The 20,618-nt window shown below is 58.4% G+C and carries 24 protein-coding genes; 10 read left to right on the top strand and 14 right to left on the bottom strand.

What is annotated here, in order from left to right; all coding sequences use genetic code 11:
- Positions 1–3: 3 nt before the first annotated feature.
- The 4 genes from modB to C2E19_RS16005 form a co-directional block, all read right to left on the bottom strand.
- Entirely contained in the window at positions 4–684 is a 681-nt protein-coding gene (gene modB / locus C2E19_RS16020) for a molybdate ABC transporter permease subunit (RefSeq protein WP_129394045.1), read from the bottom strand.
- Positions 685–1,452 (bottom strand): molybdate ABC transporter substrate-binding protein, encoded by a 768-nt coding sequence (gene modA / locus C2E19_RS16015; protein ID WP_129394043.1) that lies wholly within the window; start codon positions 1,450–1,452, stop codon positions 685–687.
- Between the two features lie 178 nt (positions 1,453–1,630).
- Positions 1,631–2,689: a nitronate monooxygenase family protein gene (locus C2E19_RS16010; RefSeq protein ID WP_129394041.1), complete on the bottom strand. Its 1,059-nt coding sequence runs from the start codon at positions 2,687–2,689 to the stop codon at positions 1,631–1,633.
- A gap of 96 nt (positions 2,690–2,785) precedes the next feature.
- On the bottom strand, positions 2,786–5,236 hold the full coding sequence (locus C2E19_RS16005; RefSeq protein ID WP_129394039.1) for an autotransporter: 2,451 nt from the start codon (positions 5,234–5,236) through the stop codon (positions 2,786–2,788).
- 187 nt (positions 5,237–5,423) lie between these two features.
- On the opposite strand from C2E19_RS16005, the gene C2E19_RS16000 reads away from it, so the two are divergent.
- Together C2E19_RS16000 and C2E19_RS15995 are read left to right on the top strand one after the other, a co-directional pair.
- Positions 5,424–6,407: an MDR family oxidoreductase gene (locus C2E19_RS16000; protein WP_129394037.1), complete on the top strand. Its 984-nt coding sequence runs from the start codon at positions 5,424–5,426 to the stop codon at positions 6,405–6,407.
- 63 nt (positions 6,408–6,470) lie between these two features.
- Positions 6,471–6,929, top strand: coding sequence for a GyrI-like domain-containing protein (locus C2E19_RS15995; RefSeq protein WP_129394035.1), 459 nt, complete (start codon positions 6,471–6,473; stop codon positions 6,927–6,929).
- Here the strand turns inward: C2E19_RS15995 and ada are convergent.
- From ada to C2E19_RS15975, 5 genes are all read right to left on the bottom strand, one after another.
- A complete protein-coding gene (ada, locus tag C2E19_RS15990) occupies positions 6,926–7,990 on the bottom strand; it encodes a bifunctional DNA-binding transcriptional regulator/O6-methylguanine-DNA methyltransferase Ada (RefSeq protein WP_129394034.1) in 1,065 nt (354 codons plus the stop codon). The genes C2E19_RS15995 and ada overlap by 4 nt on opposite strands.
- A gap of 72 nt (positions 7,991–8,062) precedes the next feature.
- The gene (gene alkB / locus C2E19_RS15985; protein ID WP_129396136.1) at positions 8,063–8,743 is read right to left on the bottom strand and encodes a DNA oxidative demethylase AlkB; all 681 of its coding nucleotides are present in this window, start codon (positions 8,741–8,743) and stop codon (positions 8,063–8,065) included.
- Between the two features lie 5 nt (positions 8,744–8,748).
- Positions 8,749–9,459: a 2OG-Fe(II) oxygenase gene (locus tag C2E19_RS15980; protein WP_129394032.1), complete on the bottom strand. Its 711-nt coding sequence runs from the start codon at positions 9,457–9,459 to the stop codon at positions 8,749–8,751.
- Positions 9,460–9,552: 93 nt separating this feature from the next.
- Positions 9,553–9,726 carry a hypothetical protein gene (locus C2E19_RS29010; RefSeq protein WP_164979434.1) on the bottom strand — a complete coding sequence of 58 codons (174 nt, stop codon included), beginning with the start codon at positions 9,724–9,726 and terminating at the stop codon, positions 9,553–9,555.
- Positions 9,727–9,753: 27 nt separating this feature from the next.
- Complete coding sequence (locus C2E19_RS15975) at positions 9,754–10,056, bottom strand: DUF1883 domain-containing protein (protein WP_016984992.1); 303 nt, start codon at positions 10,054–10,056, stop codon at positions 9,754–9,756.
- Between the two features lie 211 nt (positions 10,057–10,267).
- Here C2E19_RS15975 and C2E19_RS15970 point away from each other — a divergent pair, with 211 nt between their 5' ends.
- Entirely contained in the window at positions 10,268–10,624 is a 357-nt protein-coding gene (locus C2E19_RS15970) for a hypothetical protein (protein WP_129394030.1), read from the top strand.
- 72 nt (positions 10,625–10,696) lie between these two features.
- Positions 10,697–10,927 (top strand): hypothetical protein, encoded by a 231-nt coding sequence (locus tag C2E19_RS15965; protein WP_064390226.1) that lies wholly within the window; start codon positions 10,697–10,699, stop codon positions 10,925–10,927.
- Between the two features lie 3 nt (positions 10,928–10,930).
- On the opposite strand, the gene C2E19_RS15960 is transcribed toward C2E19_RS15965, so the two are convergent.
- Positions 10,931–11,212 carry a hypothetical protein gene (locus C2E19_RS15960; RefSeq protein WP_174823971.1) on the bottom strand — a complete coding sequence of 94 codons (282 nt, stop codon included), beginning with the start codon at positions 11,210–11,212 and terminating at the stop codon, positions 10,931–10,933.
- A gap of 146 nt (positions 11,213–11,358) precedes the next feature.
- On the bottom strand, positions 11,359–11,544 hold the full coding sequence (locus C2E19_RS15955; RefSeq protein WP_129394027.1) for a hypothetical protein: 186 nt from the start codon (positions 11,542–11,544) through the stop codon (positions 11,359–11,361).
- A 258-nt stretch (positions 11,545–11,802) separates the two neighbouring features.
- Here C2E19_RS15955 and galU point away from each other — a divergent pair, with 258 nt between their 5' ends.
- Positions 11,803–12,642: a UTP--glucose-1-phosphate uridylyltransferase GalU gene (galU, locus tag C2E19_RS15950; RefSeq protein WP_129394025.1), complete on the top strand. Its 840-nt coding sequence runs from the start codon at positions 11,803–11,805 to the stop codon at positions 12,640–12,642.
- 129 nt (positions 12,643–12,771) lie between these two features.
- Complete coding sequence (gene gorA / locus C2E19_RS15945) at positions 12,772–14,130, top strand: glutathione-disulfide reductase (protein ID WP_129394022.1); 1,359 nt, start codon at positions 12,772–12,774, stop codon at positions 14,128–14,130.
- On the opposite strand, the gene C2E19_RS15940 is transcribed toward gorA, so the two are convergent.
- Positions 14,127–15,143, bottom strand: coding sequence for a DNA-binding protein (locus tag C2E19_RS15940; RefSeq protein ID WP_129394020.1), 1,017 nt, complete (start codon positions 15,141–15,143; stop codon positions 14,127–14,129). The genes gorA and C2E19_RS15940 overlap by 4 nt on opposite strands.
- A gap of 177 nt (positions 15,144–15,320) precedes the next feature.
- Between C2E19_RS15940 and C2E19_RS15935 the strand changes: the two genes are divergently transcribed.
- From C2E19_RS15935 to ahpF, 3 genes are all read left to right on the top strand, one after another.
- A complete protein-coding gene (locus C2E19_RS15935; RefSeq protein WP_129394018.1) occupies positions 15,321–16,259 on the top strand; it encodes a site-specific integrase in 939 nt (312 codons plus the stop codon).
- 136 nt (positions 16,260–16,395) lie between these two features.
- Entirely contained in the window at positions 16,396–16,959 is a 564-nt protein-coding gene (gene ahpC, locus C2E19_RS15930) for an alkyl hydroperoxide reductase subunit C (protein WP_007912224.1), read from the top strand.
- 123 nt (positions 16,960–17,082) lie between these two features.
- Positions 17,083–18,645, top strand: a complete 1,563-nt coding sequence (gene ahpF, locus C2E19_RS15925) for an alkyl hydroperoxide reductase subunit F (RefSeq protein ID WP_129394016.1) — start codon at positions 17,083–17,085, stop codon at positions 18,643–18,645.
- Positions 18,646–18,769: 124 nt separating this feature from the next.
- Here ahpF and gloA read toward each other — a convergent pair whose 3' ends face one another.
- A complete protein-coding gene (gene gloA / locus C2E19_RS15920) occupies positions 18,770–19,291 on the bottom strand; it encodes a lactoylglutathione lyase (protein ID WP_129394014.1) in 522 nt (173 codons plus the stop codon).
- 138 nt (positions 19,292–19,429) lie between these two features.
- Between gloA and C2E19_RS15915 the strand changes: the two genes are divergently transcribed.
- Positions 19,430–19,948 carry a DUF4946 domain-containing protein gene (locus tag C2E19_RS15915; RefSeq protein ID WP_129396135.1) on the top strand — a complete coding sequence of 173 codons (519 nt, stop codon included), beginning with the start codon at positions 19,430–19,432 and terminating at the stop codon, positions 19,946–19,948.
- A gap of 218 nt (positions 19,949–20,166) precedes the next feature.
- Here the strand turns inward: C2E19_RS15915 and C2E19_RS15910 are convergent, their stop codons facing one another.
- A complete protein-coding gene (locus C2E19_RS15910; RefSeq protein ID WP_105706642.1) occupies positions 20,167–20,532 on the bottom strand; it encodes a histone-like nucleoid-structuring protein, MvaT/MvaU family in 366 nt (121 codons plus the stop codon).
- Between the last annotated feature and the right edge of the window lie 86 nt (positions 20,533–20,618).

Genomic DNA, 20,618 nt, shown 5'->3' with positions numbered 1-20,618 from the left:
CGATCAGCTCCAGCCTGCGCGGGTTTTGCGGCTGGAGTACAACGCCAGCAATACGAGGAACGAGAACACCAGCATCGCCCCGGCCAGCCAATGGGCCTGGGCGTATTCCATCGCTTCGACGTGGTCATAGATCTGCACCGAGACCACGCGGGTCTTGTCGGGAATGTTGCCGCCGATCATCAGTACCACGCCGAATTCGCCGACGGTATGCGCGAATCCGAGGATCGCCGCGGTGACAAAACCGGGGCGCGCCAAAGGCAGAATCACGCTGAAAAAAGTGTCCCAGGGATTGGCACGCAATGTTGCGGCCACTTCCAGTGGGCGGGTGCCGATTGCCGAGAACGCGTTTTGCAACGGTTGCACCACGAACGGCATGGAATAGATCACCGAACCGATCACCAGGCCGGTGAAACTGAAAGTCAGAGTGCCCAGCCCCAGCCATTGGGTGAACTGGCCGAGAAAACCGTGCGGGCCCATCATCAGCAACAGATAGAAACCAATGACGGTGGGAGGCAGCACGAGGGGCAGGGCGACGATCGCCCCGATCGGGCCGCGCAACCACGAACGGCTGCGCGACAACCACAGGGCAATCGGAGTGCCGACAACCAGCAGGATTGCGGTGGTCAGGGACGCCAGTTTCAGGGTCAGCCAGATCGCCGCGAAATCGGCACTCGTCAGCGACATTTAGAGCTGGTAGCCGTAGGACTTGATCACCGCAGCGGCTTTCGGGCCTTTGAGGTATTCAACCAGTGCTTTGGCGGCGGCGTTGTCCTTGCCTTTGTTGAGAATCACGGCGTCCTGTTTGATCGGGTCGTGCATGCTGGCAGGCACGATCCACGCCGAACCGCTGGTGACTTTGCCGTCCTTGTAAATCTGCGACAGCGCTACGAAGCCGAGTTCGGCGTTGCCGGTGGAAACGAACTGGTAGGCCTGAGTGATGTTCTGGCCTTCAACGATCTTGGCTTTGGTCGCTTCGGTCAGTTTGAGTTTTTCCAGCACCTGGGTGGCGGCCAGGCCATATGGCGCGGCTTTCGGGTTGGCGATGGACAGATGCTGGTATTCGTTCTTTTTCAGAACCTCGCCCTTGGCGTCGACATAACCTTCTTTTGCCGACCACAGCGCAAGGGTGCCGATGGCGTAGGTGAAGCGTGAGCCCTTAACGGTGTCGCCTTCTTTTTCGAGTTTTTCCGGGGTCGTGTCGTCAGCCGAGAGGAACACTTCGAACGGTGCGCCGTTCTTGATTTGGGTATAGAACTGACCAGTAGCGCCATAGGCTGCAACCAGTTTGTGCCCGGTGTCTTTTTCGAAATCGGCAGCGATCGCCTGGATCGGTGCAGTGAAGTTGGCGGCTACCGCTACCTGGACTTCATCTGCCTGGGCAGCGCCAATGGCGAAGGTCGCCAGCAAAGCGGCCAGGCAGGTAGGGGCAAAACGTGAGGCACGAATGGTCATGTAACAGCTCCGTTGTTGGCGTGTGCACTGGGCAGTTATTGTTGGAGGTGGACTGCGCCGATGCGAGGGGGTGAATTCGCTATATAGCGAAATATATAGCGAAATGCCGCCAAACGGGAAGTACTGGTTCAAACACGGGTGAGCGCCGCTGGACAGCGGCGCCGACTCAAGCCCGTCGCTACTTGAGTTTCGCCAAAGCCCCATCCGCCAATTGCCGGGTCAATTCAGCGCTGCCGAGCTCTTTGCCTAGCGTGAATGCCTGGCCGGCCCAGAGGTTGGCAAACTCTGCCTCACGCTTGGCTCGCAGCGGCATCAACGCACCACCGGCCAATGGAAATGCCGGTGCTTTCAACGACATCGGTCCCAGCTCACGCATGACGCGGTTGAGAATACCCCGTGCGGGGCGCCCAGTGAAAATATTGGTGATCGCGGTTTCACTTTCCTTGGCGGTGCGCAATGCCTGGTGATGCGCGGCGCTGACTTTCGCCTCCGGTGTAAACAAGTAGGCGGTGCCGACCTGCACCGCCGCCGCGCCAAGCATCAACGCTGCGGCAACCCCCCGCGAATCGGCAATTGCGCCGGCAGCAATCACCGGCACGTTCACCGCATCGACCACCTGTGGCACCAGCGCAAACGTGCCGACCTGGCTGCTCAAGTCTTCGCTGAGAAACATCCCGCGATGGCCACCCGCTTCATAACCCATGGCGATGATCGCGTCGCAGCCATTGTTTTCCAGCCAGATGGCTTCATCGACCGTGGTCGCAGACGAGAGGATCTTTGCCCCGGTGGCCTTGACCCGATCGAGCAGGGACTTTTCCGGTAGACCAAAGTGGAAGCTCACCACCTCAGGACGAAACTCTTCCAGCACTTCACACGCAGCCGCATCGAACGGCGCGCGGTTGGACACCGGTGTCGGTGCATCGAAATCGGCGCCCAGTTCGCGGTAATACGGTTCCAGCAAATTTTTCCACGCCTGTGCGCGTTGCTCATCGGCGGCCGGAGGCTGGTGGCAGAAGAAATTGACGTTGAACGGTTTGTCGGTGTGCTGGCGAATGGTTTTCAGCTCTTCGCGCAATTGCTCGATGCTCAGCATGGCGGCCGGCATCGAACCGAGGCCCCCGGCATCGCACACGGCGATCACCATGGACGAGTTCGTCGCCCCGGCCATCGGGCCCTGGATGATCGGCAATTGAATGCCAAGCAGATCAAGAATGCGGGTGTCTGGCCATTGGCTCATTACAGCGGTTCTCCGAACAACGAAACGGAGGCAGTTTTTTAACAGCAAAACCGTCTCAGCAGCCAGTCTGAAATTCAGAACAGCCTGTGCAGTTTTTCAGCGTCGATGGAATCCACCACCTCCGCCGCCCCCGAACGAATGGTTCATGAATTGCGACGAGTTATGAAAGTTGTTGGTGCGCTGATTGCCAACGTTGCGCGCGGCGGATTCACGATTGAGGTTTTGCAGTTGTGCGTTGTTGTTGATCGGCGCCGTGCGCGTAGCGTTGCCGCCGACCATTGATTGCCAGCCACTGTCGGTGCGTTTGTAGACGTTGCCATCGTGGCCGGCGTAGACGTTGTCGCCAACGTGCGCGGCGCCACCGTTGCGCCCGTGAATGCCGCCGAACTGCGTGGTATTGCCGGTGTTGGGGTTGTACACGGCGCCGCGATTGGCGGTGACCTGGCTGCCATTACGGGCATTGCCGGCGGTGACACGCCCGCCGGCAATGGCGCCGCCGTTGGGGCCGACCACTTCGCCACTGCGCCCGGCGGCGTAGTTGCCGTTGTAGACGTTGTGAACGGCGCCGCGTTGGCCGGCGGCGGCAACACCGGTGCGAGAGTTATAGGACGATCCGACCTGACCGGCCCAGCGATTGCCGGTCCAGGCGTTGTACCCGGCGCCAGAGCGGCTGACGGTCGCCCGGTCACCCCATTGATGATAGATATTGCCGGTCGTCCCGGCCCAGCCGCCGGGTCCCCATGCCACCGCGCCGCCGTGATAACCGTAAGCGGCGCCGCCCCAGGCCAGTGGCGCCGGATACAAGTGCGGCCCCCAGGCGTAGCCCCAACCGTAATTGCCCCACCATGGGTACGCGCCCCAGCCCCAGCCCATCGCGACAGTGCTGCCGCCCCAGCTCCAGCCGAAGCCGAAACCGAAGGTCCAGCCGGTCCAGGGTGTGTAGCGGATGGCGACACCAAAACCGTAGGTGACTGGCGGGCCGTACCAGACACTGCCGACCCACGGCGTATACGGATAACCGGTGCCGTAGACCACGACGCCGGTCGCCGGATCGAGGTTCGAGCCCTGATAACCCGGGGTGTAACCGACAACCACGGTATCGCCGCTGGACTCATAGACTTTGACGTAAGTGAGGTAATGCATGGGCGAGCTCGGCGGAATCGAATAGATCACCGCCGGCACCGAGCTGGCCACGGCCCAAGGGCCATTCACTGTTGTCGCGCTAAACCAGATACCGTTCTCTACCGCCCACCAACTGTTGTTGTCGACCCGGATTATCGGCGTAGCGCTGTTGACCACATATTGCAGCGGCGTGCTGTCGATCGCCTTGAGCTGCGGTTCGCCGTCGAACTGCGGCGCGGTCATTTCGACCGCGCTTTTCTTGATCGCCGAGGTCTGCGGAATGCTCGCGGCAATCGCCGCTTCCTTGGCTTGCGGGGTGCCTGCCACCGACGCCTTGACGTTCTCTTTCGGGCTGTCATCGGGGATGTTGGCAAAATCTGCCGGCAATTTGTCCGCCGGGGTAAACGTCCACGGGCCGTTCATGTCGCTGGCGCGAAACCATCGACCGGAAATCAGCACATAGCTGTTCTGGTCGCCAATTTCCTTGAAGATGTGCCCGGTGGTATTGCTCACGTACAACAGGCCCGTGCCTTGAATCGGTGACCACTGCGGCGCGCCATCGGTGACCAGCAACTCGGTGGGCGTGGTGGCGACAACGATCTTTGGTTGTGGCGGCTTGGCGAGGCTGGGGATCTTGTCTTTCGGATCACTCTGCCCGGTCAGCAGATCCACTTGCCGGCTCTTGATCGCGGCCTGCTTGGCCTTCTCCAGATCGGTCGGCGGCGAAGCCAGGCGCGTGTAATCGCCGTTCAACCGGTCAGCGACCATCCAGCCATCGAAGACGTGCAGGTAGTGCTTACCCTGTTCATCCTTCAGCAACAACGGGCGAGTATTGATCACGCGTTGCAGCGCGGTGCCGTCGACGGGGCGATACGCGGCGTCGCCATCGATATAGACGAGCAGTGCCGGAACCTCGGAACTGATGATCGTCGGCGGCGTGTTTTCGATTGGCGCGCTGTCGGCTTTCTGTTCGGCCGAGAGTACGCCGACAGCGGCTTCCAGCTGATCGAGCGAAATGGTTTTCTTGCGGCTTTCGGCATCTTTTTGCAGCGCTGCGAGCCAGGTGTTGGCCTGACTGGCATCGGCGGGGAAATCCGCTTTGATGATCTTGTATTGATCGAGCGCGACCCAGCGTGTGGCTTTGTCGACCAGGGTGTGGGCGCTGAACTGGACGATGCCGTAAGTGGACTTGCCATCGGCACCGGTGGCTTCAACGGCCGCGCGGGCATTGAGGGTGTATCCATCCCAGCTGTCGAGTTGTGGTTGATACACCGTCAATTTGGCCTTGCCGCTGGTGATGACTTGCGGCCACGACGGCGCCGCCGGGGCGGTTTGCGCTGGCGTAGCGTCGGCGGCTGCCCACGCCTTGCCAAAGGCCAGCAGACACAGGATCAACATCACAAACAACGAACGCGGGTAAGACATCGTCAGCTCCATCGACAGGCCGATTTCAAAAGGAATAACGGCGAAAGTACGACCGTCGAAAAAGCATAGCCGCCCGCCATGGAAATACCCGGCGGATTGCTGGATTGGCGGAAAGTCGAGTGTGGCAACGTGTTGCGATGTGCTATTTCAAGGGATGAAATCTTCAAACCAGTCAAGTGAGGCCGTCATGTTCAACGCCATATTGATCGACAAGGACGACAGCGGTTACCGCGCCAGCCTGCAGCAGATCAACGAAGACCAGTTGCCCGCTGGCGATGTCACCGTGCGGGTTGCCTACAGCACGCTGAACTTCAAGGATGGCCTGGCAATTACCGGCAGCAGCCCGGTGGTGCGCAAGTTTCCGATGGTGCCGGGGATCGATCTGGCGGGCACTGTCGAGGTCAGCTCGCACCCGGACTACAAGGTCGGTGATCAGGTGTTGCTCAATGGCTGGGGCGTCGGTGAAAACCATTGGGGGGGGCTGGCGCAAAAGGCCCGGCTCAACGGCGACTGGTTGATTCCATTGCCCAAAGCCTTTACGGCGGCGCAAGCCATGGCGATCGGTACGGCGGGCTACACGGCAATGCTGTGCATCCTCGCGCTGGAGCGCAACGGGGTGACGCCGGATCAGGGCGAAGTGCTGGTGACAGGCGCCAACGGCGGTGTCGGCAGTTTTGCCATCGCCTTGCTGAGCAAGCTTGGTTATCGCGTGGTCGCGTCCACGGGCCGGGTCTCCGAGCATGAATATCTGCAACAGTTGGGCGCTGTCGAAATCATCGATCGCGCGACGTTGTCCGAGCCGGGCAAGCCTCTGGCCAAAGAACGTTGGGCAGCGGTCGTCGATTCGGTCGGCAGTCACACGCTGGCGAATGCCTGCGCCAGCACCCGCTCGGAAGGCACGGTCGCAGCCTGCGGCCTGGCTCAGGGCATGGACTTTCCCGCGTCGGTGGCGCCGTTCATTTTGCGCGGTGTGACGCTGGCCGGGATCAACAGCGTGACCCAGCCCAAGGCGCGCCGGTTAGAGGCCTGGGATCGTCTGGCCAAGGATCTGGACTTCTCGTTACTGGCGTTGATCAGTGACGAAATCGGCTTGAGCGAAGCCATCGAGGCGGCGCCAAAACTACTCGCCGGGAAGCTGCGGGGCAGGGTTGTGGTCGACGTCAATCGCTGACAGAGTAGGCGCCATTGCGGCGCTTACCCGCTGCACTTCAATTGACAGGGAGTGGCATTTTCGATGGATTTGAAACGACAGCAGATCGACTCGTTCACGGTTTCAGGCTTGCGTGTCCGCACCGGCAATGCTGCAGAGCATGTGGCCGAGACAGCAAAAATCGGTCCGATGTGGGGTGAGTTTTTCGCTTGCGGACTGGCTGACAACATACCCGCCAAGCAAGTGAATTCTCCGGTCTACGGCGTGTACTCAGCTTACGAATCGGATGCTTCGGGTCAGTTCGACGTGACCGCCGGCGTTGCTGTCACTCAGCCTGCTGAAGGTTTCGATGCTGTAGTGGTTGAAGCTGGCGATTATCTGGTGTTCGAAGCACAGGGATCGTTGCCCGACGCGGTGATTGCGACCTGGGGGAAAATCTGGACGTTCTTCGAAGCCAATCCGAAGATTGAACGGCGTTACGCGACTGACTTCGAAGCCTATACCGGCCCCGAATCAGTCGCGGTCTACATCGGCATTCGTTAAGGCTGCATTTCGCGCTCAAGCAACTGCCGCTTGCGTTCGACACCCCAGCGATAACCCGAGAGATTGCCATCGCTGCGCACCACTCGATGGCAAGGGATCGCCACGGCCAGACGGTTGGCGCCGCAAGCCTGGGCCACCGCGCGCATCGAGGTGGGGGCGCCAATGCGTTGGGCAATGTCGGCGTAACTGGCTGTGCTGCCCGCCGGGATTTCGCGCAGCGCTTGCCAGACGCGTTCTTGAAATGCGGTGCCTCTGACGTCCAGGGGCAGATCCAGGCCAATCGCCGGCGCTTCGATAAATCCCACAACCTTGGCGATCAATTGCTCAAAGCCGCTATCGGCACCGATCAGATTGGCTTTGCGAAATTGATCCTGCAGATCACAGACCAGTTGGTGCGGGTCGTCACCCAACAGAATCGCGCACACCCCGCGTTGGCTCTGCGCTACCAGAATCGCCCCGAGCGAGCATTGGCCAACGGCAAAACGAATATCGTTGTTCTGCCCGGCCGCGCGGAAATCACCGGGCTTCATGCCCAGCACCTGATCGGCTGATTCGTAGAAACGGCTATTGGAGTTGAAACCGGCATCGTATAGCGCGTCGGTGACCGAACCGCCATCTGCCAGGCGCTCACGCACGCGGCGGGAACGATGGGCGGCGGCATAGCCTTTGGGAGTCAGGCCGGTAGCGGCTTTGAATACCCGATGAAAATGAAAAGGACTTAAGCCGGCGGTTTCGGCGAGTTCATTCAGCGCCGGTGGCGTGTCAGCGGCTTCAATCTGCCGACAGGCTGTTGCCACAGTGGCGGCGTGTTGCGCGCTGACCTCGGTTTGATCCTTGCTGGGGCGTTTGCTCGGCCGATAGCCGGCCGCTTCAGCCTGTTCGGCAGTCTCGAAAAATTCGACATTCTGCGGTTTCGGCAACCGCGCAAGGCTGCTTGGGCGGCAATAGATGCCCGTGGTTTTCACCGCATAGACAAACTGCCCGTCTGCTCGTGGGTCACGCGCAACCACGGCAGCCCAGCGTGGATCGTTTTCGATGTTGAGAGGCGCAAGCGTTTTCATGTGGATTCTTCCGTTGACCTGTTTGATTCAGGTTAACCAGAGTCAGCAAGCGCAACACTCCGGGCCTTGCGGTCAAACTTTCGGAGTTTCGCCGGCGACGCGAAAGGTCAGGTTGATCCGTTGTTCGCCCAGACGTGGATGTCGACCGTGCTTGATCGGCAACACGCCGTGAAAGCGCAACCGATCAACGCCGCCCCAGATCACCATGTCGCCATGCAACAGCGCAATCCGCTGGCTTTTGTCACTGCGATTGAACCCACCGAAAAGAAACATTGCCGGCAACCCGAGCGACAGCGAAACAATCGGTGCCGCGTAGGAGTTTTCGTCTTTGTCCTGATGCAATGACATCTTCGCACCGGGGATATATTGGTTGATCAGGCAGGAATCTGCCGCGAAATCTGCAAACCCCGCTCGCGCTGCCGCCGAATGTGCCAGATCGGCAAACACCGCTGGCATCGCCGGCCACGGCAAGCCGCTGAGCGGATCGGCGCTTGCATAGCGATAACCGCTGCGATCGGTGATCCAACCCAGTTTTCCGCAGCTGCTGGTGCCCACCGACATGCTGAAGCCGCCGGGCGTCATCATATGGCGCAACGGTGCTGCGAGCAGAATCCTGTCCAGTTCCGGCAGCAGTAGGTCGACCACCGGCATGGCAAAACCGCGCAGTAGCCATGACTGTTCGCCAATCTGCTCGGCACGGGGTTGTTGTTCGGGTTCGTGGTCGGCGAACAAGTCGAAATTGCTCGGTTGCATGAGAGTCATGACGCGTCGTGAAAGATGATGCCTAGGGTATGCCGTTTTCCACTGTGCAGGCGACTGACGCCATGACGCATGGTCACCCGATAGTCGCCGCGCGTGCCTTTTACCGGGCGCTGGTTCACGGCAAAGATCAGCGCGTCACCTTTTTTCAGGTCCAGCACTTGCGGGCGTGTTTGCATGCGCGGGCGTTGCTCGGTCAAGACGAATTCACCGCCGGTAAAGTCCAGCCCCGGTTCTGACAGAAGAATCGCCACTTGCAGTGGAAACACCGATTCGCCGTACAGATCCTGATGCAGGCAATTGTAGTCCTGCGGGCCGTACTGCAATAACAGCGGAGTAGGGCGCAACTGCCCAGCCGCATGGCAGCGCTGTAAAAATTCGCCGTGCGTTGGCGGAAACTGACCGGGTAGATTCATTCGTTGGTACCAGCGATTCGCCAGTGGCACCAGGCGCGGATACAGGGCCGTGCGCAGGCGCTCGACCGTTGCGGGCAGCGGATAGCGGAAGTATTTGTACTCGCCACGACCGAAACCGTGGCGGGCCATGATTACCTGCGCGCGAAACGGTTCGGTCTGCGGATATAGCGCACTCAAACGATCACAGCGTTCACTCGACAGCAGCGCGCGAATGACCGCGCAACCGTGTTCATCCAGCTGTTGTTCCAGGTCTGCCCAATCGAGGGTATCCAGCCGGGAAGGTGACATCGACATACTGACTCCTTGACGCAAGGTCGAGGCGATCAGTCTGAGCGAGGACGGGCGGCAGAACACTCCGCCGCTTGCGGTCAAATTGCTGTCGGTGTCTTACAGCGCTTTGCTCACAGCAATTTCGCTGATCAGGTCTTCCTTCCCGTGGATTTTGTCGAGTTCGGCCCGAGCTTCCGCTTCGGTGCCGTTTACCAGTTGCGCGAACTCGAAGCGGCGCTCACCGTTGAGTTTGTACTTGATGACGTATTTGGTCGTTTGGGCCACGGTCATGCATTCCTTTTGAATGGGCAGAGCGTCTCAGCTGAGTTTGGTGCTGGAGCGGCGGATGATCTTGATCGAATGGGTCAGGGTCGGCTTGCGCGTGACGCTGATTGGCCGACGGTTGACGGTGTCGATGGTGATGTTCCAGAAACCGGTGCTCGGCGCCGTGATACGTGCCGGGAAGGTGTCGAAAGCGCCGCCGTGATAGGTGTGACGACCGCCGTTCTTGAAGCTGCGGAAGTTGGCGTCGTTCATCAGACGGATGTTGCACATTTGCGAGCATTGGATGACGACGATGTCGTCTTCGTTGAGGTGTTCGCGCTGGTGAATGAATTTCATGGGCGCCTCCAGAAGGGCTTTTTCTACAAAATCAAAACGATAGCTTGTCGATTGGGCGCAGTTTATCAGCCCGCACGGGTTATTATCTGGCCGTCGGGCGTTGGTTTGACAATTTTGAACAGATATTCGCAATCGGATGCGGGTTAAATGCAGAAGGCCCCGGAGAAAAACGGCATTTGTGCTGTCGGACGGTCTTTAACGGAGGTTTTGTATGAAGTGGGGTGTGGTGTGTGTGCCGTTGGTTTTGGCTATGGCTGGTTGTGCGAATGTTTCCGAAATCAATGAAACATTGCCGACCATGAGCGTGATCTCCGGCAAGAAGCCCCATGAATATGCTCAATGCCTGGCCGAAAAACTCGCGGACAGCCGTGGCGCATTGCAGATGCAGCCGCACAAGGACGGCGTTCGCGTGATCGTTCCGGGGAAGTTTTCCTCAGGCCCGGCCGCCGTATTTGATATTGAAGATCGCTCCGGCGGCAGCAGCATCAAGCTGCATGAGCGCATGTCCAACGTGCCGGTACGTCCACGAGATGTGCGTAACGCGGCCAACGCGTGTATTTCCGGCTGATAGACTGTTCAGTCATCAGTATCGATGCCGTCACAGTGATGCTGTGGCGGCATTTTCATTTCTGGAGTCGCGATGAAGCGAGAGCAAGTACGGGAACGCCACGCAGAGGGCCTGATCTCTGCCACCCATGTAATCCAGAACCCGGCGAACCCGGGGGAGTGGATCGTGTTTTTCAAGAAAAGCGCCGGGCGCAGTTATTTCCTGGTGGATGACAACGATGAAGTCGAATCTTTCGGCCGGCTCGACGATTTGATCGAAGTGGTGCGCGGCCTCGGGATCAAGTTCGCCGAAATTCACATGTAAGGTTTACTTGCAGACCACCACCACGCTGCGGTTTTTATAGTTGCCGACGTCGACGCCCAGGGTCTTGTCGCTTTCCTTGGGCTGTGGCGTGCCGTCGGTACCGACGATGCGATAACCGGTGCCTGCGCACGAAGCATCGGCTTTTTCATAGCAGGTGGCCCAGGAATTGGCTTCGCCGGAGCAATCGATGCTCAACCCCTGCTCGCCGTTGTTCAGGTACGTGGTTTCGGACGTGGCGCAGCCGCTCAGCGCCAATACCGCGAGAAGGGGCAGCAATCTGTTCATGTTCATGGTTATGTTCGTCTTCAGCGAGGGGGACTAGACGCTCTGACAGCGCCGGTATGAAAAGGTTATAGCGATTGGCCACTTGTTTTTGCGCGGGTACAAAAAAGCCCTGCGCAAAGGCAGGGCTCGGCACGTGTCGGAGCAGATCAGTCCTGATCTTTGCCGCGGCGCTTCGACGATGCGGGGGTGTCGGTGAACACGGACGCCACGTCAGTCGCCATTTGCTCGCTGTCGAAAGGCCCGGCGATGTGTTCGCCATTGGTAGTGGTCAGTGTCCACTTGCCGTCCTTCTTGTCGATCACATACCCATTGACGATTTTTACCGCAGCCATCTGTCTATCTCGTTCGCTGGTTCAAAGCCGTCATGATACCGGCAAATGCTCCCATTGGGGTGTGATGAGCGTATGGTTGTGCAGTTTGCCGGCGCCTTTGAGCTACGCTGTTCTGACTCTGCGCAGAAGCCGAGGGAACTATCGGCGAGAATATTTCTCTATGATGGCATCGGTTAGCCAGTGCGGGGCATTGTAAGGTGCACGCCGCCTGATTAGACTGCGCCGAAACTCGTACACACAGCCCTTTCAAGGACTTATATGATCAAGAAATGCTTGTTCCCAGCAGCCGGTTACGGTACTCGCTTCCTGCCAGCGACTAAAGCCATGCCTAAAGAAATGCTGCCGGTGGTAAACAAGCCACTGATCCAGTACGGCGTCGAAGAAGCACTGGACGCTGGCCTGACGCAAATCTCCATCGTTACCGGTCGTGGCAAGCGCGCTCTGGAAGACCACTTCGACATCAGCTACGAGCTGGAAAACCAGATCAAGGGTACCGACAAAGAGAAATACCTGGTCGGCATCCGCAAGCTGCTCGACGAGTGTTCGTTCTCTTACACCCGTCAGACCGAAATGAAAGGCCTCGGCCACGCGATCCTCACCGGCCGCCCGCTGATCGGTGACGAACCGTTTGCCGTGGTTCTGGCGGACGACCTGTGCGTCAACCTCGAAGGCGACGGCGTATTGACCCAGATGGTCAAGCTGTACAAGCAGTTCCGCTGCTCGATCATCGCCATCCAGGAAGTCGATCCGCAGGAAACCAGCAAGTACGGCGTTATCGCTGGCGAAATGATCCGCGACGACATCTATCGCGTGCACAGCATGGTCGAGAAGCCAAAACCGGAAGACGCGCCGTCGAACCTGGCGATCATCGGTCGTTACATCCTGACCCCGGACATTTTCGACCTGATCGAACAAACCGAGCCAGGCAAGGGCGGCGAAATCCAGATCACCGACGCGCTGATGAAACAAGCCCAGAACGGCTGCGTCATGGCCTACAAGTTCAAAGGCAAGCGTTTCGACTGCGGTGGTGCTGAAGGCTACATCGAAGCGACCAACTTCTGCTTCGAGAACTTCTACAAGACTGGCAAGGCTTATTAAGAGCGCTTGATTGGTCTGCATGAAAAAGCCACCTTCGGGTGGCTTTTTCATTTTCCGCCCCTATATGGATAGCAGCGCTTGCCCAAAGGATGACTCCGGGTATGCTGATCCCCTGCCGAGGAGATAGAAATGGCCTACGATTTTGACCTTTATGTGATTGGTGCCGGTTCCGGCGGTGTGCGCGCTGCGCGTTTTGCGGCTGGTTTCGGCGCGAAAGTGGCGGTAGCCGAGAGCCGTTATCTGGGCGGGACCTGCGTCAACGTCGGCTGCGTGCCGAAAAAGCTGTTGGTGTATGGCGCGCATTTTGCCGAAGATTTTGAGCAGGCATCCGGTTTCGGCTGGAGCCTGGGCGAAGCGAATTTCGATTGGCCGACGCTGATTGCCAACAAGGATCGCGAGATCAATCGCCTCAACGGCATTTATCGCAATCTGCTGGTCAACAGTGGCGTCACCCTGCATGAGGCTCACGCGAAAATCGTCGGCCCGCATGAAGTTGAAGTGAACGGTGAGCGCTTCACCGCGAAAAACATTCTGATTGCCACCGGTGGCTGGCCGCAGATTCCGCAGATTCCGGGGTGCGAACACGCGATCGGTTCGAACGAGGCGTTCTTCCTCAAAGAGTTGCCTAAGCGCGTGCTGGTTGTGGGTGGTGGTTACATCGCGGTCGAGTTCGCCGGAATTTTCCATGGCCTCGGCGCGAACACCACGCTGCTGTATCGCGGTGATCTGTTCCTGCGTGGTTTCGACGGTTCGGTGCGCAAGCATTTGCACGAAGAGCTGACCAAGCGTGGCCTCGATCTGCAATTCAACGCCGACATCGCGCGCATCGACAAGCAGGCTGACGGCAGCCTGAAAGCCACCCTGAAGGACGGTCGCGTACTGGAGGCGGATTGCATTTTCTACGCCACCGGCCGCCGCCCGATGCTCGACAATCTGGGGCTGGAAAACACCGATGTACAACTCACCGACAAGGGCTTCATCAAAGTCGACGAGCAATACCAGACCAGCGAGCCATCGATTCTGGCGCTGGGCGATGTGATCGGTCGCGTGCAATTGACTCCGGTGGCATTGGCCGAAGGCATGGCGGTGGCACGACGCTTGTTCAAGCCGGAGCAATATCGTCCGGTAGATTACAAGATGATCCCGACCGCAGTGTTCAGCCTGCCAAACATCGGCACGGTGGGTTTGACCGAAGAAGAGGCGCGCGAAGCAGGTCACGATGTGGTGATTTTCGAGAGCCGCTTCCGCCCGATGAAGCTGACCTTGACCGAGTGTCAGGAGAAAACCCTGATGAAGCTGGTGGTCGACGGCAAGACCGACAAAGTCCTCGGCTGCCACATGGTTGGCCCGGACGCCGGCGAAATCGTCCAGGGTCTGGCGATTGCGTTGAAGGCTGGCGCGACCAAGCGTGACTTCGACGACACGATCGGGGTGCACCCGACGGCCGCCGAAGAGTTTGTCACCATGCGTACGCCAGTTGGCGCTTAAGCGTCTTTCGATTTGGCCGAGTCTGGCGCTGCCGCTACGGTAGCTGCCAGGCGCTGGCTTTCTTCCAGGCTTGCCTGAGCCTTGTTCAATTCCTTTTCCAATGACTGATTCAGCAGCGTTTGCTCATCGACGCTCTGTTTGAGTGCCTGACTTTCCAATCCTGCTACACGTAAACGTTCCTGGAGAAGGGTGCGTTCGCTATCGACACGGGTCGCTTGTTCCAGCAGCTGATCCTGACGCTGATTGCTCTGCTTGAGCTGATCCTGCATTAGATTCAGTTCGCGCAGGGTGCCACGGTTTTCCGTGAGCAGGCGTTCGTTGTCACGGTGCAGCTGGGTGATTTCGTCCTGGCGAACCAGTGCACTTTGCTGTGCCTGACGCAGTTCGGCCTGAATTTGCTGCACCTGGCCTTCGTGACGGCTCTGTTCCTGCTCGCGCTGTTCTTTGCTGGCGTTGCGGTAATGTTCCAGCGCGTCGCGGGCGTGCAGGTGTTTTTCTTCCAGCGAGCGAATCTGTTCGTCCTTGTCTTGCAGTCGCAGCTCAAAGTCAGCCAGTGCCTGATTCAAACCGGCATTACGGGTTTGCTCGGTCTGCAGCATTGAGCGCGTGCTGTTCAGGGCTTCGGACTCGCGCTCCAGCGCTGCGCCTTGAATGTCGTGCGCCTGTTCAAGCTTTTCCAGCGCCTGGCGAATCTGCTTCAGCTCCGATTCCAGCGCCTCGCGCTGCTCCTCAAACTGCTCGCGAGCTTGCTCGATGGGCTCTTGCGCCTGCTCTTTGAGGCGCTGCGCGAGTCGTGATACCAGAGCGGTCAGCTCGTCATCGATCGGTTCTGCCGAGGCTTCTACCGGTTGCGCGCCGTCATCCAGCTCTTTCAAATACCGATGGATCGTGGTTTTCGAGCCAGTGTTGCCCATTTCGATGCGTACTGCATCGATGCTTGGGTGTTCGCCGCGAGCAAGAATCGCTGTGCGCGCGATCTGCACCAGTGCTTTGGTAATGCCGCCACGGGCCATGTGAACTCCTACGATTACGTACTGTGGTACATGCCACTAAAGTACGCAGTGTACCATGCTGAAAATAAAGGTAAATGATTGCAGGACAAGAGGCGGGATATACTGGTATTACCCAGTGTCAGACGGCAAAATGCACGTCTGCATCCCTGTATCCGTACACCAGCGAGAAAACAGCCCATGAGCGATCTGGATCGCTATCTGCAAGCCGCCACCCGTGACAACACGCGCCGTAGCTATCGCGCGGCCATCGAGCATTTCGAAGTGAAGTGGGGCGGGTTCCTGCCGGCCACGGCCGACAGCGTCGCGCGGTATCTGGTGGCGCACGCCGAAGAGTTGTCGATCAATACGCTGAAGTTGCGTCTGTCGGCGCTGGCGCAATGGCACAACAGCCAAGGGTTTGCCGATCCGACCAAGGCGCCGGTAGTGCGCAAGGTGTTCAAAGGCATTCGTGCTCTGCACCCGGCGCAGGAGAAGCAGGCCGAGCCATTGCAGTTGCAGGATCTGCAGCGCGTCATCGATTGGCTGGAGCAAGAGGCGCAAATCGCGAGGGAGCAGCAGGATCGACCATTACTGCTCAAGGCTTACCGTGATCGCGCACTGATTCTTCTAGGATTCTGGCGTGGATTCCGTAGCGACGAGTTGTGCCGCATGCAGATCGAACACGTGCAAGCGCACGCCGGCAAAGGCATCACCTTGTATTTGCCGCGCAGTAAAGGGGACCGGGAAAACCTCGGGCAGACCTATCAAGCCCCGGCGCTGCTCAAGCTTTGCCCGGTACAGGCCTACATCGACTGGATCACCGAAGCGGCGCTGGTGCGTGGCCCGGTTTTTCGCAGCATCGACCGCTGGGGCAATCTGAACGAGGAGGGGCTGCACGCCAACAGCATCATCCCGTTGCTGCGTCAGGCGCTGGAGCGCGCCGGGATTGCCGCCGAAAACTACACCAGCCATTCCCTGCGCCGAGGCTTTGCCACGTGGGCGCATCAGAGTGGCTGGGACCTGAAATCGTTGATGAGTTACGTCGGCTGGAAGGATATGAAGTCGGCGATGCGCTATGTTGAAGCCAGCCCATTCCAAGGGATGGCTCGGATTACGGATAACCCGGCTTCGTCGTAGATATCGTTTTCTTCTATTAATACAGTCCGCTAATAGCGAAAACAAATCAGCAGCATCAGGTTTGCCAATGAGCCATCCGTCGAACGAGTGGGTAGGATTCACCCATCGAATTCACAACCCTGACGGAGAGTCATCAATGCCTATCATCAACAGCCAAGTAAAACCGTTCAAAGCTACCGCGTTCAAAAACGGCGACTTCGTTCAAGTCTCGGACGCTGACCTGAAAGGCAAGTGGTCGGTCGTGTTCTTCTACCCAGCCGACTTCACCTTCGTTTGCCCAACCGAGCTGGAAGACCTGGCTGACAACTACGCTGCTTTCCAGAAACTCGGCGTAGAGATCTACAGCGTTTCCACCGACACCCACTTTGCCCACGCTGCCTGGCACAACACTTCGCCAGCCATCGGCAAAATCGAATACACCATGATCGGCGACCCGACCCACGCCATCTCCCGCAACTTCGACGTACTGATCGAAGAAGTTGGCCTGGCTGACCGTGGCACCTTCGTGATCAACCCTGAAGGCCAGATCAAAATCGTTGAACTGAACGATGGCGGCGTTGGCCGTGACGCTTCCGAGCTGCTGCGCAAGATCAAGGCTGCTCAGTACGTTGCTGCTCACCCAGGCGAAGTTTGCCCAGCCAAGTGGAAAGAAGGCGAAGCCACTCTGGCTCCGTCCCTGGACCTGGTCGGCAAGATCTAAGTCTGTGACACGCAACTCAGGGCGGTACGCCGCACCTTCTTAAGTACGCTGCACCGCCCAAAAAAATGCCCGGGCGAGATTCGCTCGGGCTTTTTTTCGCCTCAAATAAAGGAAATCGCCCGTATGTTGGACGCCAATCTTAAAGCCCAGTTGAAATCGTACCTGGAACGGGTCACCCAGCCGATCGAGATCGTTGCCTCCCTCGACGACGGTGCGAAATCCCGTGAAATGCTGGAACTGCTGAAAGACGTTGCCAGTCTTTCGAGCCAGATTACTCTGATCGACAGCGGTGACGATGCCCGCAAGCCATCGTTCTCGATCAACCGCCCGGGCGCTGACATCAGTCTGCGTTTCGCCGGCATCCCGATGGGCCACGAATTCACTTCGCTGGTATTGGCCTTGCTGCAAGTCGGCGGCCACCCGTCGAAAGCCAGCGTTGAAGTGATCGAGCAGATTCGCTCGCTCAAAGGCGAGTTCAGCTTCGAGACTTACTTCTCGCTGTCCTGCCAGAACTGCCCGGACGTGGTCCAGGCGCTGAACCTGATGGCCGTGCTCAACCCGAACATCCGCCACGTCGCCATCGACGGCGCGCTGTTCCAGGACGAAGTCAACGATCGCAAGATCATGGCCGTGCCGAGCATTTACTTGAACGGGGAAAACTTCGGTCAGGGTCGCATGGGCCTGGAAGAAATTCTCGCCAAACTCGACACCGGCGCCATCGAGCGTCAGGCCGAAAAGATCAGCGCCAAACAAGCTTTTGACGTGCTGGTGGTCGGCGGTGGCCCGGCGGGTGCTTCGGCAGCGATTTACGCTGCACGTAAAGGCATTCGCACCGGCGTCGCCGCTGAGCGTTTCGGCGGTCAGGTGCTCGACACCATGGCCATCGAAAACTTCATTTCCGTGCAGGAAACCGAAGGGCCGAAACTGGCCATGGCGCTGGAAGAACACGTCAAACAGTACGACGTCGACATCATGAACCTGCAACGTGCCGACAAGCTGATCCCGGGCAAGAGCGGCGCGCTGCATGAGGTGCGCTTCGCGAGCGGCGCGACCCTCAAAGCCAAGAGCGTGATCCTGGCGACCGGTGCGCGCTGGCGTGAAATGAACGTGCCGGGTGAGCAGGATTACCGCAACAAAGGCGTGGCGTATTGCCCGCACTGCGATGGTCCACTGTTCAAGGGCAAGCGTGTCGCGGTGATCGGCGGCGGTAACTCGGGCGTTGAAGCGGCCATCGACTTGGCTGGCATCGTGTCTCACGTAACGCTGCTGGAGTTCGATGTGCAACTGCGGGCTGACGCTGTGCTGCAACGTAAACTGCACAGCCTCAAGAACGTTACTGTGATCACCAGTGCGCAAACCACTGAAGTGACTGGGGATGGGCAGAAGGTCAACGGCCTGCGCTACAAGGATCGCAACACTGACGAGCTGCGCACGGTCGAGCTGGAAGGGATTTTCGTGCAGATCGGTTTGTTGCCGAACACTGACTGGCTCAAGGGCACCATCGAGCTGTCGCCACGGGGCGAGATCATTGTCGATAACCGCGGCGAGACCTCGATCCCGGGGATCTTCGCGGCTGGCGACGTCACTACGGTGCCGTACAAGCAGATCGTGATTGCAGTGGGCGAGGGCGCCAAGGCTTCGCTGAGTGCTTTCGATCACCTGATCCGCACGTCGGCCCCGGCGTAAACGTCAGGCCAGAAATGAAAAAACCCGTGAGCGATCACGGGTTTTTTATGCCTGACGTAAAAGATCGCAGCCTGCGGCAGCTCCTACAGAGATTGTGTAGGAGCTGGCGAAGCCTGCGATCTTTTTACAGCGGCGCTGGCTGGATGATCTCGACCCAGTAACCGTCCGGATCCTTGATAAACGCCAGGCTCTTCATGCGGCCATCGCTCAGGCGCTTCTGGAAATCACAGCCCAACTCTTCAAAACGTGCGCAGGCAGCGACGATGTCCGGCACCGAAATGCAGATGTGGCCAAAGCCACGCGGATCGGTATTACCGTTGTGATAGGCGAATTCCGCGTCGTTCTCGGTGCCGTGGTTGTGCGTCAGTTCGAGAATGCCCGGGATCGACTTCATCCACTGGGTGCGCGCAGCAGCGTCGGCCGGGATTTGCGCCTTGTCGACCAGTGCGAGGAAGTACAGGCTGAACTCGGCTTCGGCGAAATCACGTTTCTCGACCAGCGAGAAACCCAGCACGCGGGTGTAGAAGTCCAGGGACTTGGTGATGTCCTTCACACGCAGCATGGTGTGGTTGAAGACAAATTGCTGGGTTGCGCTGTCTGGCGTGGCGGTGACGCCGGGGAAAGTGTTCAGTTCGTGCAGGCTCATGGGCCCTCCAATAACTATGGGCGAGTGAATGGGCGCAATGATACGCATGCCTGCCGGCATCGCCAAATGAAAGGCGGGCTTGCCCTGCGCGTGGGCGAGGCTCAGACTTTACGGCTCAATCCGCGAGTGCGCCCGGCAATGATCCGACTGTTCAAATCCCTGTTTGTTTTATCCGCTTTATCGCTTGCCGCAACTTGCGCGCTGGCGGACGCACCGGGCGTGACCTGGCCTGCTGGCTGGGAGGTTGAAGCGTTGCCGCAAACGTCGCCGCAGGTATCCCGGCAACGAGCGGTAAAAAACGATACCGAGGGCAATCAGGTGATGGTGATGGAGTTGACCATGACGCAGGTCGAGACCGGCCATCAGGTCAACTTGCAGGGGGTGTTGCTGGAGATGCGCAAGTCCATTCAGAAGGATTTCTTCCAGGGTGGCTACCAGAGTGTCTGTAACAAAATTCATCCGGCAACGCTGGGTTCTTTGTCCGCGCTGGAGACCACTTGCACGATCACTGAAAACGGTCGACACGTGTTGTCGCAAACCCTGGTTGCTGCGGTCGAGGCGGACAAGGCTTATGTTCTTTCCTACGCAGGGCAGGCCGAGGTTTATAAGGCGAGTGCCGACGAAATAGTGGCGGTAAGAAACAGTCTGAAACTTTAGCCGTCTGTTCTATGCATGACGTGACTAGATACCCGAACGGATTAAGCACAAAGTTAAACGTTGATCGCGAATGGCAACATCCCGCAGCGAAATGTTTAGCAATCCGCTCACGAACGTTACAGACTATTCCTAACTTGTTCGATGAAATTCATTTCATTTGTTAGATATTGTCAATAAAAAAGCCCTGCATCGAGCAGGGCTTTTTTGTTGGCGTGAGATTAACCGCGCAACCAGGAATCAACGGTGGCAGCACCGTATTGTTCCTTCCAGGCTTTAAGGCCGCGGTGGTTGCCGCCCTTGGTCTCGATCAGTTCACCGGTGTGCGGGTTGTGATAAACCTTGACCACGCGTGCACGGCGGGTTTTCGGTGCTGCAGAGGTTTGCAGAGCGGATTTTGCCGGATTCGGATCGAGAATGGAGATGATGTCTTTCAGGCCTTTGCCGTAGGTTTTCATCAGCCCCTGGAGCTTTTCTTCGAATTCGATTTCTTTCTTCAGCCCGGCATCGTTCTTCAGCGACTCCAGCTGCTTGAGCTGTTCCTGAAGGGCCTTTTCAGCTGCACGAAATTCAGCGAGTCTGGACAATATCTTTACTCCAATAGTGTGTTTGGCTGATACCAACCGCAAACAAAGCTATAAGCCAAGAGCCTTGAAACGACTCGGTGATAAAT

It is taken from the genome of Pseudomonas sp. DTU12.3, from assembly GCF_004124275.1.
GTDB classification, from domain to species: Bacteria; Pseudomonadota; Gammaproteobacteria; order Pseudomonadales; family Pseudomonadaceae; genus Aquipseudomonas; species Aquipseudomonas helmanticensis.
The sequence above is the reverse complement of the archived record's forward strand: the minus strand, read 5'-3'. Positions and strand labels throughout refer to the sequence as shown.

What these genes read in the sequence shown, in the direction of transcription:
- ahpC (WP_007912224.1), top strand. Translation starts at nt 16,396, where the DNA reads ATGCCTATCATCAACAGCCAAGTAAAACCGTTCAAAGCTACCGCGTTC.
- C2E19_RS15980 (WP_129394032.1), bottom strand. Translation starts at nt 9,459, where the DNA reads ATGTCGATGTCACCTTCCCGGCTGGATACCCTCGATTGGGCAGACCTG.
- C2E19_RS16005 (WP_129394039.1), bottom strand. Translation starts at nt 5,236, where the DNA reads ATGTCTTACCCGCGTTCGTTGTTTGTGATGTTGATCCTGTGTCTGCTG.
- C2E19_RS15970 (WP_129394030.1), top strand. Translation starts at nt 10,268, where the DNA reads ATGAAGTGGGGTGTGGTGTGTGTGCCGTTGGTTTTGGCTATGGCTGGT.
- C2E19_RS15915 (WP_129396135.1), top strand. Translation starts at nt 19,430, where the DNA reads ATGATCCGACTGTTCAAATCCCTGTTTGTTTTATCCGCTTTATCGCTT.
- modA (WP_129394043.1), bottom strand. Translation starts at nt 1,452, where the DNA reads ATGACCATTCGTGCCTCACGTTTTGCCCCTACCTGCCTGGCCGCTTTG.
- C2E19_RS15975 (WP_016984992.1), bottom strand. Translation starts at nt 10,056, where the DNA reads ATGAAATTCATTCACCAGCGCGAACACCTCAACGAAGACGACATCGTC.
- C2E19_RS16000 (WP_129394037.1), top strand. Translation starts at nt 5,424, where the DNA reads ATGTTCAACGCCATATTGATCGACAAGGACGACAGCGGTTACCGCGCC.
- ahpF (WP_129394016.1), top strand. Translation starts at nt 17,083, where the DNA reads ATGTTGGACGCCAATCTTAAAGCCCAGTTGAAATCGTACCTGGAACGG.
- C2E19_RS16010 (WP_129394041.1), bottom strand. Translation starts at nt 2,689, where the DNA reads ATGAGCCAATGGCCAGACACCCGCATTCTTGATCTGCTTGGCATTCAA.
- C2E19_RS15965 (WP_064390226.1), top strand. Translation starts at nt 10,697, where the DNA reads ATGAAGCGAGAGCAAGTACGGGAACGCCACGCAGAGGGCCTGATCTCT.
- C2E19_RS15940 (WP_129394020.1), bottom strand. Translation starts at nt 15,143, where the DNA reads ATGGCCCGTGGCGGCATTACCAAAGCACTGGTGCAGATCGCGCGCACA.
- C2E19_RS15955 (WP_129394027.1), bottom strand. Translation starts at nt 11,544, where the DNA reads ATGGCTGCGGTAAAAATCGTCAATGGGTATGTGATCGACAAGAAGGAC.
- gloA (WP_129394014.1), bottom strand. Translation starts at nt 19,291, where the DNA reads ATGAGCCTGCACGAACTGAACACTTTCCCCGGCGTCACCGCCACGCCA.
- galU (WP_129394025.1), top strand. Translation starts at nt 11,803, where the DNA reads ATGATCAAGAAATGCTTGTTCCCAGCAGCCGGTTACGGTACTCGCTTC.
- ada (WP_129394034.1), bottom strand. Translation starts at nt 7,990, where the DNA reads ATGAAAACGCTTGCGCCTCTCAACATCGAAAACGATCCACGCTGGGCT.
- C2E19_RS15935 (WP_129394018.1), top strand. Translation starts at nt 15,321, where the DNA reads ATGAGCGATCTGGATCGCTATCTGCAAGCCGCCACCCGTGACAACACG.
- C2E19_RS15995 (WP_129394035.1), top strand. Translation starts at nt 6,471, where the DNA reads ATGGATTTGAAACGACAGCAGATCGACTCGTTCACGGTTTCAGGCTTG.
- C2E19_RS29010 (WP_164979434.1), bottom strand. Translation starts at nt 9,726, where the DNA reads ATGACCGTGGCCCAAACGACCAAATACGTCATCAAGTACAAACTCAAC.
- C2E19_RS15960 (WP_174823971.1), bottom strand. Translation starts at nt 11,212, where the DNA reads ATGAACAGATTGCTGCCCCTTCTCGCGGTATTGGCGCTGAGCGGCTGC.
- alkB (WP_129396136.1), bottom strand. Translation starts at nt 8,743, where the DNA reads ATGCAACCGAGCAATTTCGACTTGTTCGCCGACCACGAACCCGAACAA.
- gorA (WP_129394022.1), top strand. Translation starts at nt 12,772, where the DNA reads ATGGCCTACGATTTTGACCTTTATGTGATTGGTGCCGGTTCCGGCGGT.
- modB (WP_129394045.1), bottom strand. Translation starts at nt 684, where the DNA reads ATGTCGCTGACGAGTGCCGATTTCGCGGCGATCTGGCTGACCCTGAAA.